Origin of the sequence: Streptomyces sp. NBC_00104, assembly GCF_045160825.1 — a bacterium.
GTDB lineage: Bacteria > Actinomycetota > Actinomycetes > Streptomycetales > Streptomycetaceae > Streptomyces.
On sequence record NZ_CP108215.1, the window covers coordinates 7,092,903 to 7,115,544 of the forward strand.

At 71.8% G+C, this 22,642-nt stretch carries 19 protein-coding genes; 7 read left to right on the forward strand and 12 right to left on the reverse strand.

Going from position 1 to position 22,642, the window contains the following annotated elements; all coding sequences use genetic code 11:
* Positions 1–125: 125 nt before the first annotated feature.
* The 3 genes from OG272_RS31250 to deoC are packed head-to-tail and all read right to left on the reverse strand — an operon-like array spanning position 126 to position 3,425.
* Complete coding sequence (locus OG272_RS31250; RefSeq protein ID WP_327728053.1) at positions 126–1,037, reverse strand: aldehyde dehydrogenase family protein; 912 nt, start codon at positions 1,035–1,037, stop codon at positions 126–128.
* Complete coding sequence (locus OG272_RS31255) at positions 1,030–2,466, reverse strand: aldehyde dehydrogenase family protein (protein WP_326578234.1); 1,437 nt, start codon at positions 2,464–2,466, stop codon at positions 1,030–1,032. The genes OG272_RS31250 and OG272_RS31255 overlap by 8 nt, the downstream gene beginning before the upstream one ends.
* Before the next feature lie 5 nt (positions 2,467–2,471).
* A complete protein-coding gene (gene deoC / locus OG272_RS31260; protein ID WP_326585646.1) occupies positions 2,472–3,425 on the reverse strand; it encodes a deoxyribose-phosphate aldolase in 954 nt (317 codons plus the stop codon).
* A 396-nt stretch (positions 3,426–3,821) separates the two neighbouring features.
* Between deoC and OG272_RS31265 the strand changes: the two genes are divergently transcribed.
* Together OG272_RS31265 and OG272_RS31270 are read left to right on the forward strand one after the other, a co-directional pair.
* Complete coding sequence (locus OG272_RS31265) at positions 3,822–4,424, forward strand: PH domain-containing protein (protein WP_327732131.1); 603 nt, start codon at positions 3,822–3,824, stop codon at positions 4,422–4,424.
* Between the two features lie 297 nt (positions 4,425–4,721).
* Complete coding sequence (locus tag OG272_RS31270; RefSeq protein WP_327728052.1) at positions 4,722–6,497, forward strand: hypothetical protein; 1,776 nt, start codon at positions 4,722–4,724, stop codon at positions 6,495–6,497.
* A 253-nt stretch (positions 6,498–6,750) separates the two neighbouring features.
* Here OG272_RS31270 and OG272_RS31275 read toward each other — a convergent pair whose 3' ends face one another.
* From OG272_RS31275 to OG272_RS31285, 3 genes are all read right to left on the reverse strand, one after another.
* Positions 6,751–8,382, reverse strand: coding sequence for a phospho-sugar mutase (locus OG272_RS31275; protein ID WP_405895317.1), 1,632 nt, complete (start codon positions 8,380–8,382; stop codon positions 6,751–6,753).
* Between the two features lie 207 nt (positions 8,383–8,589).
* A complete protein-coding gene (locus OG272_RS31280) occupies positions 8,590–9,414 on the reverse strand; it encodes a purine-nucleoside phosphorylase (RefSeq protein WP_327728050.1) in 825 nt (274 codons plus the stop codon).
* A gap of 129 nt (positions 9,415–9,543) precedes the next feature.
* Positions 9,544–9,981, reverse strand: coding sequence for a gamma-glutamylcyclotransferase (locus OG272_RS31285; RefSeq protein ID WP_326578226.1), 438 nt, complete (start codon positions 9,979–9,981; stop codon positions 9,544–9,546).
* Between the two features lie 246 nt (positions 9,982–10,227).
* On the opposite strand from OG272_RS31285, the gene OG272_RS31290 reads away from it, so the two are divergent.
* A complete protein-coding gene (locus tag OG272_RS31290) occupies positions 10,228–11,676 on the forward strand; it encodes an NAD(P)H-quinone dehydrogenase (protein WP_405895318.1) in 1,449 nt (482 codons plus the stop codon).
* Positions 11,677–11,822: 146 nt separating this feature from the next.
* Positions 11,823–12,830, forward strand: coding sequence for a DeoR/GlpR family DNA-binding transcription regulator (locus OG272_RS31295; RefSeq protein WP_326578223.1), 1,008 nt, complete (start codon positions 11,823–11,825; stop codon positions 12,828–12,830).
* A 264-nt stretch (positions 12,831–13,094) separates the two neighbouring features.
* On the opposite strand, the gene OG272_RS31300 is transcribed toward OG272_RS31295, so the two are convergent.
* Both OG272_RS31300 and OG272_RS31305 read right to left on the reverse strand, forming a co-directional pair.
* Complete coding sequence (locus tag OG272_RS31300; protein ID WP_327728049.1) at positions 13,095–13,661, reverse strand: helix-turn-helix domain-containing protein; 567 nt, start codon at positions 13,659–13,661, stop codon at positions 13,095–13,097.
* A gap of 171 nt (positions 13,662–13,832) precedes the next feature.
* A complete protein-coding gene (locus OG272_RS31305) occupies positions 13,833–15,605 on the reverse strand; it encodes a biotin carboxylase N-terminal domain-containing protein (RefSeq protein ID WP_328223929.1) in 1,773 nt (590 codons plus the stop codon).
* A 391-nt stretch (positions 15,606–15,996) separates the two neighbouring features.
* Between OG272_RS31305 and OG272_RS31310 the strand changes: the two genes are divergently transcribed.
* The gene (locus OG272_RS31310; RefSeq protein ID WP_405895319.1) at positions 15,997–16,521 is read left to right on the forward strand and encodes a hypothetical protein; all 525 of its coding nucleotides are present in this window, start codon (positions 15,997–15,999) and stop codon (positions 16,519–16,521) included.
* A 9-nt stretch (positions 16,522–16,530) separates the two neighbouring features.
* On the opposite strand, the gene OG272_RS31315 is transcribed toward OG272_RS31310, so the two are convergent.
* The 4 genes from OG272_RS31315 to OG272_RS31330 all read right to left on the reverse strand — a co-directional run bounded on the left by OG272_RS31315 (position 16,531) and on the right by OG272_RS31330 (position 19,673).
* Positions 16,531–17,154: a nucleoside triphosphate pyrophosphatase gene (locus OG272_RS31315; RefSeq protein ID WP_326578215.1), complete on the reverse strand. Its 624-nt coding sequence runs from the start codon at positions 17,152–17,154 to the stop codon at positions 16,531–16,533.
* 482 nt (positions 17,155–17,636) lie between these two features.
* Positions 17,637–17,765 carry a morphogenic membrane protein MmpB gene (mmpB, locus tag OG272_RS31320; protein WP_326578213.1) on the reverse strand — a complete coding sequence of 43 codons (129 nt, stop codon included), beginning with the start codon at positions 17,763–17,765 and terminating at the stop codon, positions 17,637–17,639.
* 72 nt (positions 17,766–17,837) lie between these two features.
* The gene (locus OG272_RS31325; protein WP_184904269.1) at positions 17,838–18,047 is read right to left on the reverse strand and encodes an acyl-CoA carboxylase epsilon subunit; all 210 of its coding nucleotides are present in this window, start codon (positions 18,045–18,047) and stop codon (positions 17,838–17,840) included.
* 27 nt (positions 18,048–18,074) lie between these two features.
* On the reverse strand, positions 18,075–19,673 hold the full coding sequence (locus OG272_RS31330; RefSeq protein WP_405895320.1) for an acyl-CoA carboxylase subunit beta: 1,599 nt from the start codon (positions 19,671–19,673) through the stop codon (positions 18,075–18,077).
* 309 nt (positions 19,674–19,982) lie between these two features.
* Between OG272_RS31330 and OG272_RS31335 the strand changes: the two genes are divergently transcribed.
* Together OG272_RS31335 and OG272_RS31340 are read left to right on the forward strand one after the other, a co-directional pair.
* Positions 19,983–20,870: a biotin--[acetyl-CoA-carboxylase] ligase gene (locus OG272_RS31335; protein WP_326578208.1), complete on the forward strand. Its 888-nt coding sequence runs from the start codon at positions 19,983–19,985 to the stop codon at positions 20,868–20,870.
* Positions 20,871–21,149: 279 nt separating this feature from the next.
* The gene (locus OG272_RS31340) at positions 21,150–22,313 is read left to right on the forward strand and encodes an adenylate/guanylate cyclase domain-containing protein (RefSeq protein ID WP_326578206.1); all 1,164 of its coding nucleotides are present in this window, start codon (positions 21,150–21,152) and stop codon (positions 22,311–22,313) included.
* Positions 22,314–22,642: the final 329 nt, after the last annotated feature.

Genomic DNA, 22,642 nt, shown 5'->3' on the forward strand with positions numbered 1-22,642 from the left:
AGAGGCGCGGGGAACCGCGCGACCGGTCACGGACGGCCTGCACCGTCCCGACGGCCCGCGGTTCCCCGACGCTTCCTCTCAGTACGCCGATCGGTATGCGATCAGTACGCCGGTCGGTACGCCGGTCAGTACGCCGAGCCGGACGCGCCCAGCGACCCCGTCGGGTGCCACACCGTCTTCGTCTCCAGGAACGCGGTCATGCGGTCGATCCCGGGCATGGCCGACCAGTCGTCCACAGGCTGTGGACGCAGGACGCGCTTGAGGTTGTCCGCCGCGGCGATCTCCAGTTCCTTCGCCAGGACGTCGTCCGCGCCGGCCAGGTCGATCGCGTTGACGTCCTGGTGGGCGGCGAGGGGGGCCGCGATCTCCGCCGTACGGCCGGAGAGGATGTTGACGACGCCGCCGGGGACGTCGGAGGTGGCGAGGACCTCGCCGAGGGAGAGAGCCGGGAGAGGGTCCTTCTCGCTCGTGATCACGACCGCCGTGTTGCCCGTGGCGATCACCGGGGCGAGGACCGAGACCAGTCCCAGGAAGGACGACTCCTGGGGGGCCAGGACCGCCACCACGCCCGTCGGTTCGGGGCTGGAGAGGTTGAAGTACGGGCCCGCGACCGGGTTTCCGCCGCCGACCAACTGGGCGATCTTGTCGGTCCAGCCCGCGTACCAGACCCAGCGGTCGATCGTCGCGTCCACCTGGGCGGCGGCCTTCGACTTCGACAGGCCCTCGGCGTCGGCCACCTCGTGGACGAACTGGCTCCTGCGGCCCTCCAACATCTCGGCGACGCGGTAGAGGACCTGGCCGCGGTTGTACGCCGTCGCGCCGGACCATGCGCCGAACGCCTTGCGGGCGGCGACGACCGCGTCACGGGCGTCCTTGCGGGAGGAGAGCGGGGCGTTGGCCAGCCACTTCTCCTTGGAGTCGGTCACCTCGTACACCCGGCCGCTCTCGGAACGCGGGAACTTCCCGCCGACGTACAGCTTGTAGGTCTTGAAGACGCTGAGACGGTTCTGCTCGGTCTTGTCGGTCTTGTCAGACATCGAGGTACGCCTCCAGGCCGTGACGGCCGCCCTCGCGGCCGAAGCCCGACTCCTTGTAGCCGCCGAACGGCGACGTCGGGTCGAACTTGTTGAACGTGTTGGACCAGACGACGCCCGCGCGGAGCTTGTTCGCGACGGCCAGGATCCGGGAGCCCTTCTCGGTCCAGATGCCCGCCGAGAGGCCGTACTGGGTGTTGTTGGCCTTGGCGACGGCCTCGTCCGGGGTGCGGAAGGTGAGGACGGAGAGAACCGGGCCGAAGATCTCGTCCCGCGCGATCGTGTGTGCCTGGGTGACGTTCGTGAACAGCGTCGGGGCGAACCAGTAGCCCGCGGAGGGCAGTTCGCAGGCCGGGGACCAGCGCTCGGCACCCTCCGACTCGCCGCGCTCGACGAGCGAGGTGATGCGGGTGAGCTGCTCCTCGGAGTTGATCGCTCCGATGTCCGTGTTCTTGTCCAGGGGGTCGCCGAGGCGGAGCGTCGACAGGCGGCGCTTGAGGGAGTCGAGGAGCTCGTCCTGGATCGACTCCTGGACCAGGAGGCGGGAGCCCGCGCAGCAGACCTGGCCCTGGTTGAAGAAGATGCCGTTCACGATGCCCTCGACGGCCTGGTCGATGGGCGCGTCGTCGAAGACGATGTTCGCGCCCTTGCCGCCCAGTTCGAGGGTCAGCTTCTTGCGGGTGCCCGCGACGGTCTTCGCGATCTGCTTGCCGACCGCCGTGGAGCCCGTGAAGGCGACCTTGTTGACGTCCGGGTGCGCGACCAGGGCCGCGCCCGTGTCGCCGTATCCGGGGAGGATGTTGACGACGCCCTTCGGCAGGCCCGCCTGGCGGCAGATGTCCGCGAAGAACAACGCCGACAGGGGAGTGGTCTCCGCCGGCTTCAGGACGACCGTGTTGCCGGTCGCCAGCGCCGGGGCGATCTTCCACGCCAGCATCAGCAGGGGGAAGTTCCAGGGGATGACCTGGCCCGCCACGCCGAGGGGGCGGGGGTTCGTGCCGAAGCCGGCGTGGCCGAGCTTGTCGGCCCAGCCCGCGTAGTAGAAGAAGTGCGCGGCGACCAAGGGGAGGTCGGCGTCCCTCGTCTCCTTGATGGGCTTGCCGTTGTCCAGGGTTTCCAGGACGGCCAGTTCGCGGCTGCGCTCCTGGATGATGCGGGCGATACGGAAGAGGTACTTCGCGCGCTCCGTGCCGGGGAGCGCGGACCACTTCTCGAAGGCCTTGCGCGCCGCCTTCACCGCGCGGTCCACGTCCGCCTCGCCCGCCTGGGCGATCTCGGAGAGGACCTCCTCGGAGGCGGGGCTGACCGTCTTGAAGACCTTGCCGTCGGCGGCCTCGGTGAACTCGCCGTCGATGAACAGGCCGTAGGAGGGGGCGATGTCGACGATCGCCCGGGACTCGGGGGCCGGTGCGTAGTCGAATGCGGAAGCCATGGGGATCAGTCCACCGTCACGTAGTCGGGGCCGGAGTAGCGGCCGGTGGCCAGCTTCTGGCGCTGCATCAGCAGGTCGTTGAGGAGCGAGGACGCGCCGAAGCGGAACCAGTGGTTGTCCAGCCAGTCCTCGCCCACGGTCTCGTTGACCAGAACGAGGAACTTGATCGCGTCCTTGGTGGTGCGGATGCCGCCGGCGGGCTTCACGCCGACCTGGACGCCGGTCTGGGCGCGGAAGTCGCGGACGGCTTCCAGCATGAGGAGGGTGTTGGCGGGGGTGGCGTTCACCGCGACCTTGCCGGTCGAGGTCTTGATGAAGTCCGCGCCCGCGAGCATGCCGAGCCAGCTGGCGCGGCGGATGTTGTCGTACGTCGAGAGTTCACCGGTCTCGAAGATGACCTTCAGCCGGGCCGTGGAGCCGCAGGCTTCCTTCACGGCGGTGATCTCTTCGTGGACCTTGAGGTAGTGCCCCGAGAGGAACGCGCCGCGGTCGATGACCATGTCGATCTCGTCGGCGCCGGCGGAGACGGCCTCGTGGACGTCGGCCAGCTTCACCGAGAGAGCGGCGCGGCCGGCCGGGAAGGCGGTGGCGACGGAGGCGACCTTGACGGTGGAACCGGCGACGGCGGCCTTGGCGGTGGGCACCATGTCGGGGTAGACGCAGACCGCGGCCGTGGCGGGGGTCGTGCGGTCCGTGGGGTCGGGGAGGACCGCCTTGGCACCGAGGGACCGGACCTTGCCCGGGGTGTCCGCGCCTTCCAGGGTCGTCAGGTCGACCATGGAGATGGCCAGGTCGATGGCGTACGCCTTGGCGGTCGTCTTGATGGAACGGGTGCCGAGCGAGGCGGCACGCGCCTCCAGGCCGACCGGGTCGACGCCGGGCAGCCCGTGGAGGAAGCGGCGCAGCGTGCTGTCGGACGCGGTGACGTCGGCGAGAGCGTGGGGTGCAGCTGTGGACATGGTCACCAGACGAGCATATCTACGCGCGTAGCAGGTGTACAGCCCCCGGTTTGTTTGCGGGCGCCCGACAGCTCGGGGGTGCGTGCCGTGCGGCGGGTGCGGGTGGGTGTGGTGGCTCGCGCGGGTCCCCGCGCCCCTCGCGGGGCCGCGACCTCGGCGGCGAACAGGGTCGGGGCGTCGGGCAGAATCGGACGTATGAGCACCTCGGATCAATCGTCGCCCGAGCCGGAGCACGCCCCGGCGGGACGCAAGCATGCGGAGGCTGCGGCGGCTTCGGAGAACCCGAAGGCCGGGCAGGCTCCGAAGGCCGGGCAGGCTCCGGGGGCCTCGACGGCCTCGACGGCCTCGACGGCCTCGACGGCCTCGACGGCCACCGCGTCGAAGCCCGGCAAGCCCGTGTACAAGGACCGGGTGTACCGGTCCCCCGCCGGGCTGGTGGGTGGCGTGTTGCTGCTCGGGTTGTTCGCGTGGCTCGGTGGGGACGCGGTGGTGACGGGAGAGGGGCGTACGCCTTGGCTGGCGCTGGCGTCGATGCTGACGGCCGTGCCGCTGGTGGTTGCCTTCTCGGTGCGGCCGGCTGTCTTCGCCAACGACGACCGGCTGCGGGTGCGCAATCCGTTCCGGATGATCGAACTGCCTTGGGCGAGCGTCGTGTCGCTGCGGTCCGGTTACACCAACGAGGTGATCGACGACAGCGGTGCCAAGTACCAGATGTGGGCGATTCCCGTTTCACTGCGAGGCCGTAAGAAGGCGGCTCGGCATCAGGCCCGGGAGGCCCATCGGGCGGCCAAGGGGGACGGCGGCGGTCGTGCCGCCGCGGCCGCGCGGCCCGTGCGGGCGGAGACCGATCAGGTCATGGCCGATCTGCGGGAGCTGTGCGAGGCGCGGGCGAAGGCGGTCGGGTCGCAGGGGCGGCCGAGTGTGCGGTGGGCCTGGGAGATCATGGGGCCCGCGGCGGCGGGGGCCGTGTTGTTGCTGGTGCTGATCGCGCTGGGCTGATCGCGCTGGGCCTGACCCTGGGGGCCTGACCCTGCGGGGCTGGGGCACCATCGGCGTCGACCGGCCCTGCCTCGCGCTCCCGGGAAAGCGCTTTGGGCATCTGTTCTATGGTGGCGGGAAACGTGCCGGACGAGATGTCCGGGAAGCATGCGACAACCCAACTCACCACGAACCAGGGTGCGTCGGGACAGAACGTGCCCGTGCGTCCCGCCTTCACAGCCAGGTCCGCTTGGATCGCGTCGGATCGCGTGCGGCGAACGGCGCGACCACGACGGCGGCCGGAGTGACCACACCACGATGAGTACCAAGCTTGAGCCCCAGCCCCAGGGGCCCGCACAGCCGCTACGGCTGCCCGTGTCCGCCGTGCCCGAGGACTGCGTCGCCTGGAGCGGCGAGAAGATGGACGCCTGGGCGCGGACCCGGCCGCCCGTCTGGGTGCCGGCCCGGACGCGCCCCCTGCACCTCCTCGCCGTGGTCCCGGGCGGTCTGATCGTCGGCTTCTGGCTGGCGAACTTCGCCGAAGTGCCCGCCGCCCTCGCCGTGCTGGTCCCGCTGCAACTGGTGTGGACCCTGGTCAGGCCCGAGGTCGTACGGTTCTCGGCGCCCGTTCTCCTGTTCGTGCTCGGCTGGTTCGGGGGATCGCACGACGTGCCGACCCTGCTGGGCCTGCTCGCCGTGACCTTCACCTGGGCCACGGCCGAGATCCGGCTCGGCAAGCGCAGGCTCCAGCGGCAGTGGGCCCTGGCGGCCGCCGAGGGCGCGACCGCCACGGTGCCGGACGAGGCGGGGCCGCTGCGGCGCGGCCGGTTCCTCATGGGCCTCGGCTGCGTGCTGACCGTACTCGGAGCGGGGCTGCTCTCTCTCACCTCCGGCTGGGACGTCGCCACCGACCGGCACGAGGCCACGCTCGTCGGATGGTTCGTGGTCGGCTGGGGGCTCACCTCGCTGCTCTCCGGGTGGCTGGGGCGCCGCCGGTCCGCCGCGCTGCGGGGCACCGCCGTGCCGGTGCTGCGGGTGCTCGTCCGCGACGGCGCCGACGGGGACGCCGAGGTCTTCGCCGCCGACGACGTGGACGCGCTGCGGCCGCTCTTCACCGTCGCGGCCGAGGAGTGGTACGACGAGAGCGACGAGGAGGTCGAGGAGCGCATCCGCCGGGAGGAGTCGGACGGAAGCCCGGAGGGGCCCGACGGAAGCCCGGAGGGGCCGGACGAAATCCTCGACACCGTCAGGAACGTCGAGGACGACGATGACGAACAGCCCGGCCCCCTGCGCGAGGCCGTGCTGTACGGGCCGCCCCACGAGGGCGCCGAGATCGTGATCGTCAGCGCGGCGGAGAAGCCGGACGGGCCCCAGGAGCCCCAGGAGCCCCAGGGGACGGGCGGTTCGCCCGTGGAACTGGTCGTCGAGTCGTCGAGCGGGCCGGTGCGACCGCTGTCCGACCGGGCCGTACGGCGTCGTATCGCCGCGCAGCGGGCCCGGGCGAAGCGGAGCGTCGTCCACGAGGAACTGCGTGCCACGGCCGTCGCGGAGAGCAGAGCGAGGCTGGGGGACGCGCCGGTGCCCGTACGGCGCTGGCGGTCGGGTTGGGCCGACTGGACCGCCGCCCTCGTCATGATCGTCGCGATCGCCGCCATCGGGCTGTACCCGAACGGGCTGAAGCAGTACGTCCTCGGTGGCCTCGTCGGCGTCTTCGGAGTCCTGGTGCTGCCCCAGATGCTCGCCTGGCGCATCACGGCCGACCGCTCGGGCCTGTGGCTGAACGGCTGGCGCCGGACCCGGCACATCGAGTGGGACCACCTCCTGACCGTCCAGTGCAGCGGACCCGTGCTGGTGGTGGACAGCCGCCGGGAGTCGTTCCCGACCTGGACGGTCCGGGCGGAGCGCTGGCGCTGGCTGGAGCGGAAGCTGCGTCTGGTCCACCCCTACGAGAGGACCGCCGCCGAGATCACCGCCATGTGGCGGGAGCCCGCGCTGCGGCCCGAGGGGGAGTACGGGGGCCGTGGCCGGCCGCTGTGGCCGCTGGGCGCGGTGCTGGCCGTGCTGTGGGTGGCGGCGCTGGTGCTGGTGCCGTAACCGCTCCCCCCGGCCGGGCCCTGGCCGTTTCCCGACCCGAACGCGCGAGGCCTCGGCCCGAACGCGCGAGGCCTCGGCCCGAACGCGCGAGGCCTCGGCCCGAACGCACGAGGCCCCGGCCCGAACGCACGAGGCCTCCGCCCGAACGCACGAGGCCTCCGCCCGAACGCACGAGGCCTCCGCCCGAACGCACGAGGCCCCGGCCGGATCACCGGCCGGGGCCTCGCCGTGGTCGGGAGGGGCGGGGGAGCGGTCAGATACCCGCCGCCGCCGACAGGTCGCACTTGATCCCGGCCAGCAGGCCGGCCGCCTTCTCACGGGCCGCCGGGAGACCGGCGTGGCCGGCGACCGGCACCACGACCTCCAGGTAGCACTTGAGCTTGGGTTCAGTGCCGCTGGGGCGGACGATCACGCGGGCGCCGTCGAGCGTGTAGCGCAGGCCGTCCGTGGGCGGGAGCCTGTCCATGCCCCGCGTCAGGTCCTCCGCCCTGGTCACGGACAGGCCGGCGAGGGCGGTCGGGGGCCGCTCGCGGAGCCGCTCCATCGCGCGGGCGATGAGCGAGAGGTCCTGGACGCGGACCGAGAGCTGGTCGGTGGCGTGCAGGCCGTGCTCGACGGCGATGTCGTCCAGCAGGTCGAGGAGGGTGCGGCCCTCCTCCTTGAGCTGCGAGGCGAGTTCCGTGATCAGGAGGGCCGCCGTGATGCCGTCCTTGTCGCGGACGCCCTCGGGGTCGACGCAGTAGCCGAGGGCCTCCTCGTAGCCGTAGCGCAGGCCCTCGACGCGGGCGATCCACTTGAAGCCGGTGAGGGTCTCCTCGTACGGGAGGCCCGCCTTCTCGGCGATACGGCCGAGGAGGGACGAGGAGACGATCGACTCGGCGAAGGTGCCCCGGGCCCCGCGCGCGACCAGGTGGGCGGCCAGGAGCGCGCCGACCTCGTCGCCGCGCAGCATGCGCCAGCCGGAGCCGTCCTTGACCGCGACGGCACAGCGGTCGGCGTCGGGGTCGTTCGCGACGATCAGGTCGGGGTCCGTCTCGTCGGCCTTCGCGAAGGCGAGGTCCATCGCGCCGGGCTCTTCCGGGTTGGGGAAGGCGACCGTCGGGAAGTCGGGGTCCGGGTCCGCCTGCTCGGCGACGAGGACGGGCTCCGGGAAGCCGGCGCGGGCGAAGGCCGCGAGCAGGGTGTCCCTGCCGACGCCGTGCATGGCCGTGTAGACCGTGCGGGCGGTGCGCGGGGAGCCGGGCGCGAGGACCGCGTCCGTACGGGCCAGATAGGCGTCCAGGACGCTGTCGTCGAGGGTGTCCCAGCCGGCCTCGGGGCGGGGGACGTCGGCGAGGGTCCGTACGGCGTCGATCTCGGCCGCGATCCCGGCGTCGGCCGGGGGCACGATCTGGGAGCCGTCGCCCAGGTAGACCTTGTAGCCGTTGTCGCGCGGCGGGTTGTGGCTGGCCGTGACCTCCACGCCGGCGACCGCGCCCAGGTGCCTTATGGCGAAGGCCAGGACGGGCGTGGGCAGGGGGCGGGGGAGGACGGCCGCGCGCAGGCCCGCGCCGGTCATCACGGCGGCCGTGTCGCGGGCGAAGTCGGCCGACTTGTGGCGGGCGTCGTAGCCGATGACGACGAGGCCGCCGGTGGCGCCCTTGCCGTTCAGGTACGAGGCGAGGCCCGCGGCGGCGCGGATGACGACCGAGCGGTTCATGCGCATGGGGCCGGCGCCGAGCTCCCCGCGCAGGCCCGCGGTGCCGAACTGGAGGGTGCCGGAGAAGCGGGCGGTCAGCTCCGCCGTGTCCGCCCCGTCGATCAGCTTGCCGAGTTCGTCCCGGGTCTCCGGATCGGGATCCTCGGCCAGCCACGCCTTGGCGCGGGCGATCAGGTCGTCGTGCACGGGGGTCAACCTCTCGTTCGTGGGGCGTGGGTCCGATTGTCCCCGTGCCCCTCAAAGGGCAGGCCCCTGCGGGCCTGGAAGACGACGCTCCGCGGGCCGAGAAGCAAGGGGCGCAGCCCCTGCTTCCCAGGGGCGCGGGGAACTGCGCGACCAGCCCCCACCCGCCCGCACCCGCCGACGCACAGGCACCCTATGAGCTCTTGGGCGCTACAGCCGGTTCAGTACCTGCGTCAGCAGCGCGCCCATGCGCGTCGCCGAGTCGCGGCCCGCCTGCAGGACCTCTTCGTGGTTCAGGGGCTCGCCCGTCATACCGGCCGCCAGGTTGGTGACGAGGGAGATGCCCAGGATCTCGGCGCCGGCCTCGCGGGCGGCGATGGCCTCCAGGACCGTGGACATGCCGACCAGGTCCGCGCCGATGACGCGGGCCATGCGGACCTCCGCCGGGGTCTCGTAGTGCGGGCCCGTGAACTGCGCGTAGACGCCCTCCTCCAGCGAGGGGTCGATCTCCTTGCACAGGGCGCGCAGACGCGGGGAGTAGAGATCCGTGAGGTCGACGAAGTTCGCGCCGACGATCGGCGACGTCGCCGTCAGGTTCAGATGGTCGCTGATCAGCACCGGCTGGCCGGGACGCATGCCCTCGCGGAGACCGCCACAGCCGTTGGTCAGGACGATCGTCTTCACACCGGCGGCGACGGCGGTACGGACGCCGTGCGCGACGGCGGCGACGCCACGGCCCTCGTAGTAGTGCGTGCGGCCCAGGAAGACGAGCGCGCGCTTGTCACCGATCTTGTACGAACGGACCTTGCCGCCGTGGCCCTCGACCGCCGGCGGGGGGAACCCCGGCAGCTCGGTGACCTGGAACTCGGCCGAGGGGGCACCGAGGGCGTCCACGGCCGGAGCCCAGCCGGAGCCCATCACGAGGGCGACGTCGTGGGTCTCGGCGCCCGTCAGCTCGCGCAGGCGCGCGGCGGCGGCGTCGGCGGCGGCGTAGGGGTCGCCCTGGATGTCGTCCGGAAGAAGAGATGCGTTCACGCGATGAGGGTATCCGGTCGGAGCCTACGCGCGTAGATGACGGGGCTCACGGGATCGGGATCGTTGTCTTGTCGTTTCCAACAGGCAGTCCGGGCGCGAAACGTGCCTCGCGCCCTCCCGGCCGGCTCCTCAGCAGGGTCGTTTGCGGAGTTCCATCACGTAGTCGTGGGGCGCGCCCGCCGACTCCGCCGCGTCCGCGACCTCGCCCAGGTAGCGGGCCGAGGGCAGGCCGCCCTCGTAGCCGTTGAGGACGTAGACCCAGGCCGGTTCCTCGCCCTCCAGGGTGTGTACGCGGACCCGCATCCGGCGGTATATGTCCAGGCCGACGCCGACCCAGCGGTCCATCGCCTCCTCGTCCATGGGGGCGATGTCGTAGAGCGCCACGAAGACCTGGCAGCGGGGTGCCTCGACGACCGTGGCCAGCGCGCCCTCCCAGCCCATGTGTTCGCCGCCGAAGGTCAGCCGCCAGTCGTTGAGCCAGCCGGTTGCGCGCAGCGGGGAGTGGGGGGCACGGCGGGACATCAGCCGCGCGTCCATGTTGCCGGCGTAGGCGGCGTAGAGCGACATGGGGGAGAGCGTACGGGAGCGCTCCGCTCGGGGCCGGGCGCCCATGGGCTCGGGGGCGACCGCGGTGCGGCGGGTGCGGGTCCGTCGTGGCTGGTCGCGCAGTTCCCCGCGCCCTGAAACGGCCCTCCGGGCCGACGTCCCCGTCCCCGGAAGCGGGCATCCCGGGGGCGCGTCCGCGTCCCCGTGGAGCAGGCGTCCGATTGGATCCGCCCCCCGACTCAGTGGCATCGGGGTCCATACGGGACAATGGAGTACGTGACTCGGATCGTGATCATCGGTGGCGGACCCGGCGGCTATGAAGCGGCGCTGGTGGCCGCGCAGCTCGGCGCGGAGGTGACCGTCGTGGACTGCGACGGTCTGGGCGGGGCGTCGGTGCTGACCGACTGCGTACCGTCGAAGACCCTCATCGCGACGGCCGAGGTGATGACGACCTTCGACTCCTCGTACGAGGAGCTGGGGATCATCGTCGCCGACGACACCCCGCACATCGACATGCCCGCGCGTGTCGTCGGTGTGGACCTCGGCAAGGTCAACCGGCGTGTGAAGCGGCTCGCGCTGGCGCAGTCGCACGACATCACCGCGTCGGTGACGCGCGCCGGCGCGCGGGTCATGCGCGGGCGCGGGCGGCTGGAGGGGCAGCAGGACCTCGACGGGTCGCGCAAGGTGGTGGTGCGCGCCGCCGACGGGTCCGAGGAGACGCTCACCGCCGACGCCGTCCTCATCGCCACCGGCGGACACCCGCGTGAGCTGCCCGACGCGCAGCCGGACGGCGAGCGCATCCTCAACTGGACGCAGGTCTACGACCTGGACGAGCTGCCGGACGAGCTGATCGTCGTCGGGTCCGGTGTGACCGGTGCCGAGTTCGCCGGCGCCTATCAGGCCCTCGGGTCCCGGGTCACGCTCGTGTCCAGCCGTGACCGTGTGCTGCCGGGTGAGGACCCGGACGCCGCCGGAGTCCTGGAGGACGTGTTCCGGCGGCGCGGCATGAACGTCATGGCGCGGTCCCGGGCCGAGTCCGCCAAACGGGTGGGCAACCGGGTCGAGGTGACGCTCGCCGACGGGCGGGTCATCTCCGGCTCGCACTGTCTGATGGCCGTCGGCGCCATCCCCAACAGCGCGGGGATGGGCCTGGAGGAGGCCGGGGTCAAGGTCAAGGAGTCCGGGCACATCTGGACCGACAAGGTCTCCCGGACGAGTGCGCCCGGCGTGTACGCCGCCGGTGACGTGACCGGTGTCTTCGCGCTCGCCTCCGTGGCCGCCATGCAGGGCCGTATCGCCATGTACCACTTCCTCGGCGACGCCGTGGCCCCGCTGAACCTGAAGACCGTGTCGTCCAACGTCTTCACCGACCCCGAGATCGCCACCGTCGGCTACACCCAGGCCGACCTGGACGCCGGGGTCATCGACGCCGTCGGGGTGAAGCTGCCGCTGCTGCGCAACCCGCGCGCCAAGATGCAGGGCATCAGGGACGGCTTCGTCAAGATCTTCTGCCGGCCGGGCACCGGCATCGTGGTGGGCGGTGTCGTGGTCTCCCCGCGCGCTTCGGAGCTGATCCACCCGATCTCGATCGCGGTCGACAACAACCTGACCGTGGAACAGATCGCGAACGCCTTCACCGTGTACCCGTCCCTGTCGGGTTCGATCGCCGAGGTCGCGCGCCAGCTCCACAGGCGCAAGGCCGGCGACGGCGTCTGACGGGTTTGTCGACGGTTCGTCGACGGGTTTGCCGACGGGTTGTCCGAGGGGGTGTCTGACGACTTCCGTCCCGGATGGTCCCTATATCACTTCTCGCCCCACCCTGCGAACAACTTCTGCTATTCGGCGCAAACTGCTGAAAGCAGATGGTCGTTGGCGTTACTGTCAGTTTCGTGTTCGCTGCAGAACGTCGTCAATTGATCCTCGAAATGGTGCGGGCCAACGGAGCCGTGTCGCTCCGTGAGCTCGCTCGCGTCGTCCAGACCTCCGAAGTAACCGTACGGAGGGACGTGCGCGCTCTGGAGGCAGAAGGACTCCTCGACCGCCGGCACGGCGGTGCGGTATTGCCGGGCGGGTTCACGCGGGAGTCCGGCTTTCCGCAGAAGTCTCATCTCGCGACCGCCGAGAAGACGGCCATCGCCGACCTCGCCGCGAGCCTCGTCGAAGAGGGCGAGGCCATCGTGGTCGGGGCGGGGACCACCACGCAGGAGCTGGCACGCCGGCTCGCGCGGGTCCCCGGGCTGACCGTCGTCACCAACTCCCTGCTGGTGGCGCAGGCGCTGGCCCACGCCAACCGTGTGGAGGTCGTGATGACCGGCGGTACCCTGCGCGGTTCCAACTACGCCCTGGTCGGCTCCGGCGCCGAGCAGTCCCTCCAGGGGCTGCGCGTCTCCAAGGCCTTCCTCTCCGGGAGCGGACTGACCGCCGAGCGCGGCCTGTCCACGTCCAACATGCTGTCGGCGTCCGTCGACCGCGCGCTGGTCCAGGCTGCCGCCGAGGTCGTCGTCCTCGCCGATCACACCAAGCTCGGCACCGACACGATGTTCCAGACGGTGCCGACCGATGTGGTCACCCGGCTGGTCACCGACGACCCGCCCGGTCACGACGACCGCGCGGTCACCGAGTTGCAGGCCCTGGCCGATCAGGGCGTGCAGATCTCCGTGGCCGGGGCGGCGGGCGGCGGTGGTACGGGAGGCGATCCCGTCCCGGCGCGCCCATCGCGCCGGGACGTCCCCCTTCCGGGGCCCCGCCGCAACCAGGTCCACGGCTCCGCGCCGCAGTTGCGCACCGCCACGGTCCTGGGGGACCAGCCGCCGGCCGGTGACCGGGAGCGGGAGCGCGCGGCCCGGGTCGCGGACCTGCGACGCCGGTAGCCCACGCGGCCCTACGCCGCCGGGTGCGTCTCGCCGGTCACGTCGTCCGGGGCGGGTCGTGAGTCAGGCTGTCGGTTGGTTGCCTCGCCGGTCAGGTCGCAGGGTGCGTCTTGCCGGTCACGTCATCCGGGGCACGCCGCCAGTCGGGCCGTCGGGTCGCTTCGCCGGTCAGGGTGCCGGGGGCATCTCGCGGTCACGTCGTCCGGGGCGGGTCGCGAGGCAGGTCGCAGGTCGTAGGTCGCTTCGCCGGGGGCGTCTCGTCGGTTACGGCTTCAGGCCGCGCAGCGTCAGCGTCAGCAGGCGGTCGGCCAACTCCGGGTCGTCCGGGGTTTCCTCGGCCGCCAGCGCGATCGCGTGCGTGAGCTGGAGCAGGTCGCCGATGGACACGTCGTCGCGTACGGCGTGGGCGTGTTGCGCCCGCCGGAGGAGGGCGGTGCCCGCCTCCCGGATGGGGGCGCAGCACCGGGCCAGGTCCGAGGGGTTCTCGTCCACGGCGCGGGAGTCCGTGTACGAGACCGTCATCAGGGCCTGGGCCAGACCTCGGTATTCGCCCGCGTGGGTGATGATGTCGCGCAGCCAGGCGAGCAGTGCCGAGCAGGGCTCGGGCGCGTCGAGCTGTGCCCGGGCGCGGGCCAGCAGGTCGCCGACGGCCTCCTCGAAGACCGCGCTCAGGAGGGCCTGACGGTTGGGGAAGTGGCGGTAGAGGGTGCCGATGCCCACGTCCGCCCGGCGGGCGATGTCCTCCAGCGAGGCGGTGGTCCCGTGGGCCGCGAAGGCCAGGCGGGCCTCGGTGAGCAGGCGGTCGCGGTTGCGGCGTGCGTCGGCTCGCATGGGCCGGGTGGTCGGCACGGGGTCACCTGCTCTCTTCGCCGGGTGGCGGGTTCAGCCCAAGAGCTCGGGTGAATGCGGACGTTGCGCGGGTGCCCGGTCGGTAGTGGCTGGTCGCGCGGCTCCCCGCGCCCCTACGGGGCGCGGGTGTGCGGCGGAGTCGAGCCGTGCGGGTCAGTCCTTGATTTCGCAGATGGTGGCGCCGGAGGTGATGGAGGCGCCGACGTCCGCGCTGAGGCCCTTGATGGTGCCGGAGCGGTGGGCGTTGAGGGGCTGTTCCATCTTCATGGCTTCCAGGACGACGACGAGGTCGCCTTCCTTGACCTCCTGGCCTTCCTCGACGGCGACCTTGACGATGGTGCCCTGCATGGGTGAGGCGAGGGTGTCGCCGGAGGCTGCCGGGCCGGACTTCCTGGCCGCGCGGCGTTTGGGCTTGGCGCCGGCCGCGAGGCCGGTGCGGGCCAGGGTCATGCCGAGGGCGGCCGGGAGGGAGACCTCCAGGCGCTTGCCGCCGACCTCGACGACGATGGTCTCGCGGTCGGTGTCGTCGTCGGTCTCGGTGTCGGCCGGGGTCGCGAACGGCTTGATGTCGTTGACGAACTCGGTCTCGATCCAGCGGGTGTGGACCGTGAAGGGGTCGGTGGAGCCGGTGAGTTCGGGGCCGAACGCCGGGTCGGTGACGACCGCGCGGTGGAAGGGGATGGCGGTGGCCATGCCCTCGACGTGGAACTCCTCCAGGGCGCGGGCGGCACGCTGCAGGGCCTGCTGCCGGGTGGCGCCGGTGACGATCAGTTTGGCGAGCAGGGAGTCCCAGGCCGGGCCGATCACGCTGCCGGACTCCACGCCCGCGTCCAGGCGGACACCGGGGCCGGCGGGCGGGGCGAAGGTGGTGACGGTGCCGGGGGCGGGCAGGAAGCCCCGGCCGGGGTCCTCGCCGTTGATGCGGAACTCGAAGGAGTGGCCGCGCAGCGGCGGGTCGTCGTAGCCGAGTTCCTCGCCGTCGGCGATACGGAACATCTCGCGGACCAGGTCGATGCCGGTGACCTCCTCGGTGACCGGGTGCTCCACCTGCAGGCGGGTGTTGACCTCCAGGAAGGAGATCGTGCCGTCCAGGCCGACCAGGAACTCCACCGTGCCGGCGCCGACGTAGCCGGCCTCCTTGAGGATGGCCTTCGACGCGGCGTACAGCTCGGCGTTCTGCGCCGGGGAGAGGAAGGGGGCCGGGGCCTCCTCGACCAGCTTCTGGTGACGGCGCTGCAGGGAGCAGTCACGGGTGGAGACCACGACCACGTTGCCGTGGCTGTCGGCCAGGCACTGGGTCTCCACGTGACGGGGCTTGTCGAGGTAGCGCTCCACGAAGCACTCGCCCCGGCCGAACGCGGCGACGGCCTCGCGGACGGCGGAGTCGTACAGCTCGGGGACCTCTTCGAGGGTGCGGGCGACCTTCAGGCCGCGCCCGCCGCCGCCGAAGGCGGCCTTGATGGCGATCGGCAGACCGTGCTCCCGGGCGAACGCCACGACCTCGTCCGCGCCCGAGACCGGGTCGGGGGTGCCCGCGACGAGCGGGGCGCCGGCACGCTGGGCGATGTGACGGGCGGCCACCTTGTCGCCCAGGTCGCGGATCGCCTGCGGCGGCGGGCCGATCCAGATCAGACCCGCGTCCAGCACCGCCTGCGCGAACTCCGCGTTCTCCGAAAGGAAGCCGTAGCCGGGGTGGACCGCGTCCGCACCGGCGTCCTTCGCCGCCTGCAGCACCTTGCCCATGTCCAGGTAGCTCGTCGCCGGCGTGTCACCACCCAGCGCGAACGCCTCGTCCGCGGCCCGCACATGCAGTGCGTCCCGGTCCGGCTCGGCATACACGGCCACGCTCGCGATCCCGGCGTCCCGGCATGCCCGGGCGACGCGGACAGCGATTTCGCCTCGGTTGGCGATCAACACCTTGCGCACGATGGCTCCCTCTCCTTGAAACAAGCCGAGTTTAGGGACTGCCGACACGGCGTTTCGACCCGTCCATAATGGTGAGCTTGCCCACACGGAGCGTGAACGAGGCTCGCTCGACCGGCGAAATCCCTTGTCGCGCAGCATTGCGCAGGACCCCACGCGAAAACCCTAGCCCTCCGATGTGGTCAAGGTCTCTGTGTGGCCATGCTGCGGCAGGTTGGGTTTCTTTGTGGAGTCCCTACTAATGGCCCAACGATTCTTTGCTCGGGTGAGAACCCTTGTCCCGGGGTTTACCCGTTAGTAGCGTTCGCGTTGGCCCGAACACCTACCTGGGGTAACGACGGGGGTGTGCGAGGCGCTGAGAACAGCAGGACGAGAGCGGAAGTGGGTGGGGCCGGTGATCCGCAGACCGGTGGCGGTGATGACGGCGGTCGTGCTGTTCGTGGAAGGGCTCGGGATCGCCGCGGTGCAGTGGCTCCTCGGTACGGTCGTGGACCGGCAGGAGATGTCGCTCGCCGGGCTGGATTCGGACGCGATGTCCGTCTCCACGAAGGCCGGGGGTGTCCTCTTCGGCCTCTACTTCGTCTTCTGCGGTGTGGTCGCCCTGCTCGTCGCGCTGCGCAACCGGCCGGCTGCCGGGCTCGGGAGGATCCTGCTCATCAGCGCCGCCGTCGTGCACGGGTTGCTCGGGGCCCTCACCGTGGGGCTGGTCGGGTGGGGCGCGTTCGCGTTCATGATGGTGGTGCTGGGGCTGGTGCTGCTCACGCTGCTGACGTACGACCGGCAGGACGGGGTCGCTGACGCGGTCCCGGGCGGGTCCGGCGGGCCGGATGGGCGAGGCGGGCCCGAGGGTGACACGGCGACGGTGGGTGGGCCGGAGCGGGCCGCCCCGGCCGTTCCGCCGGCACCCAGTGCTTCGTGAGCGGCCGGGTCAGTTCTCGCGGGGCGTCCACAGCTCCGTGATGCCCACGCCCAGTTGGGCCAGCAGGCGGCGGAGCAGGGGCAGGCTGATGCCGATGACGTTGCCGTTGTCGCCCTCGATGGCGTCGATGAACGGGGCCGAGCGGCCGTCGAGGGTGAACGCGCCCGCCACGTGGAGGGGCTCGCCCGAGGCCACGTACGCGGCGATCTCCTCGTCGGTGGGGTCGCCGAAGTGGACGACCGTGGAGGCCGTGGCGGAGGTGTAGCGGCCGGTGGCGGTGTCGTAGACGCAGTGGCCCGTCTGGAGCGTGCCGGCGCGGCCGCGCATGGACTTCCAGCGGGCGGTGGCCTCCTCGGCGTCGGCGGGCTTGCCGAGGGCTTCGCCGTCGAGGTCGAGGACCGAGTCGCAGCCGATGACCAGGGCGCCCTTGACCTCGGGCTTCGCCGCTACGACGGAGGCCTTGGCCTCGGCGAGGGCGAGGGCGAGGTCGGCGGGGGTGGGGGCGCTCACGGCGTCCTCGTCGACCCCGCTGACGATCACCTCCGGGGCGAGGCCGGCCTGGCGCAGCAGATTCAGCCGGGCGGGGGACTGGGAGGCGAGCACGAGGCGGCGGCGGGGGTGCGGGGCGGTCATGGGGTCAGGGTATTGCCTCCGGCGGTTGGCCGGTTCGGGTGTCTGGCAGCCCGGTTTTTTGGGGCGGCCGGGGCCGGTGTGTGTCTGTTGGCCGTGGGGGAGTTCGTCGGGTGCGGGTGGGTGGGGGTTGTTCGCGCCCGCGCGGCGGAGCCGCATATCGATACAGCCGCGCCCCTGATGGGGCGCGGCTGTCCCGTCGTGGGGGGTGCGGCGCCTGGGGTTCGGTGGGTGGGTCGGGGGCGCGCCGGGGGGTGTCCGTCCTCGGAACGGCGCGGAATCGTTTGGCTGGGAGGCTGGAGGGGTTGACGCGCCAACCGCTGCGGGCGGACACCCCCCGACACGCCCCCTTCTCGCCGTACCCGGCCCGCCCGCCGTACGGGCTGCGCCTCCGCCTCCGCCTTCGCGCGTGCCCGGCCCGCCTGCCGGGCGCGGCCGACCCGCCTTACGGCCACCCGCCGTACGGGGTGGGCGTCGTGCGGCGGTCAGAGGATGCCCAGGACGAGCATGGCCAGGAGCATGGCCACGGCTATGAGGATGCCGAGCCGCCGAAGCATGGCCTGCGTGTCACGCAGTTCCTTCGGCGGCTCGTTCTCAGGGTCGGACCAGAGCATGGTGCGATGGTGCGTCGCCCGGAGGGCCGGGCGCCTGAGTACGCGTACTCAAATTGGTAGGGGCGGTTCCGCTCAGCCGGGCCAGTAGGTGCGGCTCCAGGTGGTGGGACCCGGGGCCGGCAGGCGGTGGGCGGCGATGCGGGACGGGTCGGACCAGGAGTCGCGGGGCGCGGGCGCGCCGGGCGGCTCGGTGGCTGCCGCCGCGGCGCGTGCCCGGACCACCGCCAGTGCGGCGGCGAGTTCCTCCGGGGTCGGATTGCCCCGTACGACCTTGATGGTCATGTCGGCTCCCAGCAGGGCTAGAGGTGGCTAGAGGGGGATGTTTCCGTGCTTCTTCGGGGGGAGGGATTCCCGCTTGGTGCGGAGTTGACGCAGGCCGAGGGTGAGGTGGCGGCGGGTTTCGGAGGGCATGATCACCGCGTCCACGTAACCGCGTTCGGCCGCGGTGTAGGGGTTGAGGAGGGTGTCCTCGTACTCCTGGATGAGGCGGGCGCGTACCGCCTCGCGTTCGTCGTCGGGGGTGGCGGCGATGGTGCGGCGGTGGAGGATGTTGACCGCGCCCTGGGCGCCCATGACGGCGATCTGGGCGGTGGGCCAGGCGAGGTTGAGGTCGGCGCCGAGGTGCTTGGAGCCCATGACGTCGTAGGCGCCGCCGAAGGCCTTGCGGGTGATGACCGTGATGAGGGGGACGGTGGCTTCCGCGTAGGCGTAGATGAGCTTGGCGCCTCGGCGGATGATGCCCTCGTGTTCCTGGCCGACGCCGGGGAGGAAGCCGGGGACGTCGACGAAGGTCAGGACCGGGACGTTGAAGGCGTCGCAGGTGCGGACGAAGCGGGCCGCCTTCTCGGAGGCGTCGATGTCCAGGCAGCCCGCGAACTGCATCGGCTGGTTGGCGACGATGCCGACCGGGTGGCCCTCGACGCGGCCGAAGCCGGTGAGGATGTTCGGGGCGAAGAGGGGCTGGGTCTCGAAGAACTCCGCGTCGTCCAGGACGTGTTCGATGACCGTGTGCATGTCGTACGGCTGGTTCGCGCTGTCCGGGACCAGAGTGTCCAGTTCGCGGTCCTCGTCGGTGAGGGCGAGGTCCGCCTGTTCGGGGAACGCGGGGGGTTCGCTGAGGTTGTTCGACGGGAGGTAGGACAGGAGCTGCTTGACGTACTCGATCGCCTCCTTCTCGTCGCCCGCCATGTGATGGGCCACGCCGGAGGTGGCGTTGTGGGTGCGGGCGCCGCCCAGTTCCTCGAAGCCGACGTCCTCGCCGGTGACCGTCTTGATGACGTCCGGGCCGGTGATGAACATGTGCGAGGTCTGGTCGACCATGACCGTGAAGTCGGTGATCGCGGGGGAGTAGACCGCGCCGCCCGCGCACGGGCCGACCACGAGGGAGATCTGCGGGATCACACCGCTCGCGTGGGTGTTGCGGCGGAAGATCTCGCCGTACATGCCCAGGGCCATGACGCCTTCCTGGATGCGGGCGCCGCCGGAGTCGTTGATGCCGATGACGGGACAGCCCGTCTTGAGGGCGAAGTCCATGGCCTTCATGATCTTCTGGCCGAAGACCTCGCCGAGCGAACCGCCGAGGACGGTGAAGTCCTGGGAGAAGACGGCGACCGGGCGGCCGTCGACCGTGCCGTAGCCGGTCACGACTCCGTCGCCGTAGGGCCGGTTGTTCTCCATGCCGAAGTCGGTGGAGCGGTGCCGGGCGAACTCGTCGAACTCCACGAAGGAGTCCTCGTCGAGGAGCAGTTCGATCCGCTCACGGGCCGTCAGCTTGCCCTTGGCGTGCTGCTTCTCCACCGCGCGCTCGGAGCCGGCGTGCGTCGCCTCATCGATACGGCGCTGCAGATCCGCGAGCTTCCCCGCGGTCGTGTGAATGTCGATGCTTGCGGGCTCTTCCGGCTCGGACATCGGGCTGCGGCTCCCTGCCTGCTCATGGGGACGTGAGGGATCAGTACGTGCTGCTCGGTACGCGTTCGGGACGTGCTCAGAAGTGTGTGGGGTTACTCATCCGTAGCGTAGTGCTGCACCTACCGTTCGGCAGTGCGGCGTTTACCACACTCCTGACCCCTTCCGGCCGTACGATCGCTGTGTCGCGGCGGGACACGCCGGACGGGTGACGTCACGAAAGTGATCGAGCGCCCCTGAACCTCAGCTCGTCAGGGGTGGAATCCGTCCCCTTATCGAGGGGCGGAGGATGTCAAACCTAGGGTGGGTTGCATGACGACCTCACCAGGTGCACAAGGAGACCCGTCCAACGGACCGGGTGAGCCGAGGTCGGACCGTTGGTCCGACCTCGGCCGGCCGCCCCTCAACTCAGCCTCTCTGCGCCGGGCCCTGGTCCGGGAGGGCGGGCTGTGGAGTTCCCTGGACGTGGTGCCGGTCATCGACTCCACCAACACCGACCTCGCGGGCCGCGCCGATCGGCTGCCCGAGGGCGCCGTGCTGGTCGCCGAGGAGCAGAAGGCGGGCCGCGGCCGTCTCGATCGCACCTGGAGCGCGCCCGCGCGCTCCGGCCTCTTCTTCTCCGTCCTCCTCAAGCCGGGCGAGGTGCCCGTCCACCACTGGGGCTGGCTGCCGCTCCTCACCGGCGTCGCCGTGGCGACCGGGCTGTCCCGGGCCGCCGGGGTCGACACGGCCCTCAAGTGGCCCAACGACCTGCTGCTGACCGTCGGCGGTGAGGAGCGCAAGGCCGGCGGCATCCTCGCGGAGCGGGCGGGAGCGGAGGGTGTGGTCGTCGGAATCGGCATCAACGTCAGCCTGCGGGAGGACGAGCTGCCGGTGCCGACGGCCGGGTCGCTGGCGCTCGCCGGTGCCGTGACCACGGACCGTGATCCCCTGCTGCGGGCCGTGCTGCGGGCGCTGGAGGACTGGTACGGGCGGTGGCGTGCGGCCGGGGGCGATCCGGCGGCGAGCGGTCTGCAGGAGACCTACGCCGCCGGGTGCGCGACCTTGGGGCGGAAGGTGCGAGCCGAGCTGCCCGGGGACCGGTCGATCGTGGGGGAGGCGGTCGCGGTGGACGGGGACGGGCGGCTGGTTCTCGCCACGGAGGACGGGGTGCAGGAGCCGGTGGGGGCGGGGGACATCGTGCATCTGCGGGCTGTGTGACCTGTGGGAGCTGTGTGACGTGTGGGGCGGTGGTGCCTGGGCACCCGGGAGGCCTGCCGAGCGGGGGCGCCCTTATCGCCTCCAGCGGCACGACTGCCCGCAGCTCGGTCCGGCTCTTGAGAGCGCCGCCCCCAGGGGGCCCGCTAGGGCGCCGGGCGCCGTTCACCGGAAAGGGGTACGCATCCTTCGGCCCACCTGACGGAGTGAGCTGGCGCACACCTGCCGTAGAGTTGAGGCCGGTCGAGTACGTGACCGCGGGAGATCGGAAGGGCAGCAGGAGTGAGCGTCGAGGACACGGGCTCCGGCACGGACGCGGATGACCGCGTGGAGCCGCCCCCGCTCTCGGCTTCGCTCGAGCGGGGCGAACCCCACGGCGTGGACGCCGATGAGGAGGACCCGCTGGCGCTGCGGCTCGAAGGGCTCATCCTCGGGGCCGAGCGCCGGTACACCCCCTTTCAGGCGGCGCGCAGCGCGGGCGTGTCCATGGAGCTGGCGTCCCGCTTCTGGCGGGCCATGGGCTTCGCGGACATCGGCCAGGCCAAGGCGCTGACCGAGGCGGACGTCCTCGCGCTGCGGCGGCTCGCCGGTCTCGTGGAGGCGGGGCTGCTGAGCGAGGCCATGGCGGTGCAGGTGGCCCGTTCGACCGGGCAGACCACCGCGCGGCTCGCCGAGTGGCAGATCGACTCCTTCCTGGAGGGCCTGACCGAGCCGCCGGAGCCGGGGATGACCCGGACCGAGGTGACGTATCCGCTGGTCGAGCTGTTGCTGCCGGAGCTGGAGGAGTTCCTCGTCTACGTCTGGCGGCGTCAGCTCGCCGCCGCGACCGGGCGGGTCGTGCAGGCCGCGGACGACGAGGAGATGGTCGACCGGCGGCTCGCGGTCTGCTTCGCCGACCTCGTCGGGTTCACGCGCCTCACCCGGCGCATGGAGGAGGAAGAGCTCGGCGAGCTGGTCGAGGCCTTCGAGACCACGGCGGCGGACCTGGTGGCCGCGAACGGCGGCCGACTCATCAAGACCCTGGGCGACGAGGTCCTGTACGCCACCGACGACGCCGGTGTCGCCGCCGAGATCGCGCTGCGGCTCATCGAGACCATGGCCAACGACGAGACCATGCCCGAACTGCGCGTAGGCATGGCCTTCGGCACGGTGACGACGCGGATGGGCGACGTCTTCGGCTCGACCGTGAACCTCGCGAGCCGGCTCACCTCGATAGCGCCCAAGGACGCGGTCCTCGTCGACGGCGCCTTCGCCGAGGAGCTGACCCGCACGGGCGAGGCCCCCGCCTCCGAGGCCGAGGCCGCCGAAGCCGCGGCCGCCGCGGAGAAGGAGGGCGAGGAACCCCCGACCTACCGCTTCGCCCTCCAGCCCATGTGGCAACGCCCGGTACGCGGCCTGGGCGTGGTCCAGCCGTGGCTGCTGACGCGGAGGCCGGGGAAGGAATGAGGAGGGGCCGCGTGGGGGTGCGTGGTCTCGAGGGGCGGACCGGATCCGTGAGGGTGTGGGCTGCCGATGTGCTCTGCCGGTGTGGGCTGTCTGAGGGGTCCGGGCACGTAACGGTGTAGGCCGTCGGCATGGGTGGGGGCGGACCCGCGTGGTCCGGGACGTGCGATCCGAGCCATGGAACCCGGGCGGGCGTGTTGTGGCGATGACGAGGGTCCGAGTCGCGTGGCCGAGGGCGTGAGGGCGTGAGGGCCGAACGATGTGGCCTTGCGGCGACGCCGACGAAGGCCCGCCGAGCAGCCACGGCTCCGCGGCGTCGGCACGGCCCGGCG

Excerpts from the sequence above, each read along its gene's own strand:
- OG272_RS31295 (WP_326578223.1), top strand. The coding sequence starts at position 11,823 with ATGGTCGTTGGCGTTACTGTCAGTTTCGTGTTCGCTGCAGAACGTCGT.
- deoC (WP_326585646.1), bottom strand. The coding sequence starts at position 3,425 with ATGTCCACAGCTGCACCCCACGCTCTCGCCGACGTCACCGCGTCCGAC.
- OG272_RS31270 (WP_327728052.1), top strand. The coding sequence starts at position 4,722 with ATGAGTACCAAGCTTGAGCCCCAGCCCCAGGGGCCCGCACAGCCGCTA.
- OG272_RS31330 (WP_405895320.1), bottom strand. The coding sequence starts at position 19,673 with ATGTCCGAGCCGGAAGAGCCCGCAAGCATCGACATTCACACGACCGCG.
- OG272_RS31250 (WP_327728053.1), bottom strand. The coding sequence starts at position 1,037 with ATGTCTGACAAGACCGACAAGACCGAGCAGAACCGTCTCAGCGTCTTC.
- mmpB (WP_326578213.1), bottom strand. The coding sequence starts at position 17,765 with ATGCTCTGGTCCGACCCTGAGAACGAGCCGCCGAAGGAACTGCGTGAC.
- OG272_RS31300 (WP_327728049.1), bottom strand. The coding sequence starts at position 13,661 with ATGCGAGCCGACGCACGCCGCAACCGCGACCGCCTGCTCACCGAGGCC.
- OG272_RS31325 (WP_184904269.1), bottom strand. The coding sequence starts at position 18,047 with ATGACCATCAAGGTCGTACGGGGCAATCCGACCCCGGAGGAACTCGCC.
- OG272_RS31285 (WP_326578226.1), bottom strand. The coding sequence starts at position 9,981 with ATGTCGCTCTACGCCGCCTACGCCGGCAACATGGACGCGCGGCTGATG.
- OG272_RS31290 (WP_405895318.1), top strand. The coding sequence starts at position 10,228 with ATGGAGTACGTGACTCGGATCGTGATCATCGGTGGCGGACCCGGCGGC.
- OG272_RS31335 (WP_326578208.1), top strand. The coding sequence starts at position 19,983 with ATGACGACCTCACCAGGTGCACAAGGAGACCCGTCCAACGGACCGGGT.
- OG272_RS31255 (WP_326578234.1), bottom strand. The coding sequence starts at position 2,466 with ATGGCTTCCGCATTCGACTACGCACCGGCCCCCGAGTCCCGGGCGATC.
- OG272_RS31315 (WP_326578215.1), bottom strand. The coding sequence starts at position 17,154 with ATGACCGCCCCGCACCCCCGCCGCCGCCTCGTGCTCGCCTCCCAGTCC.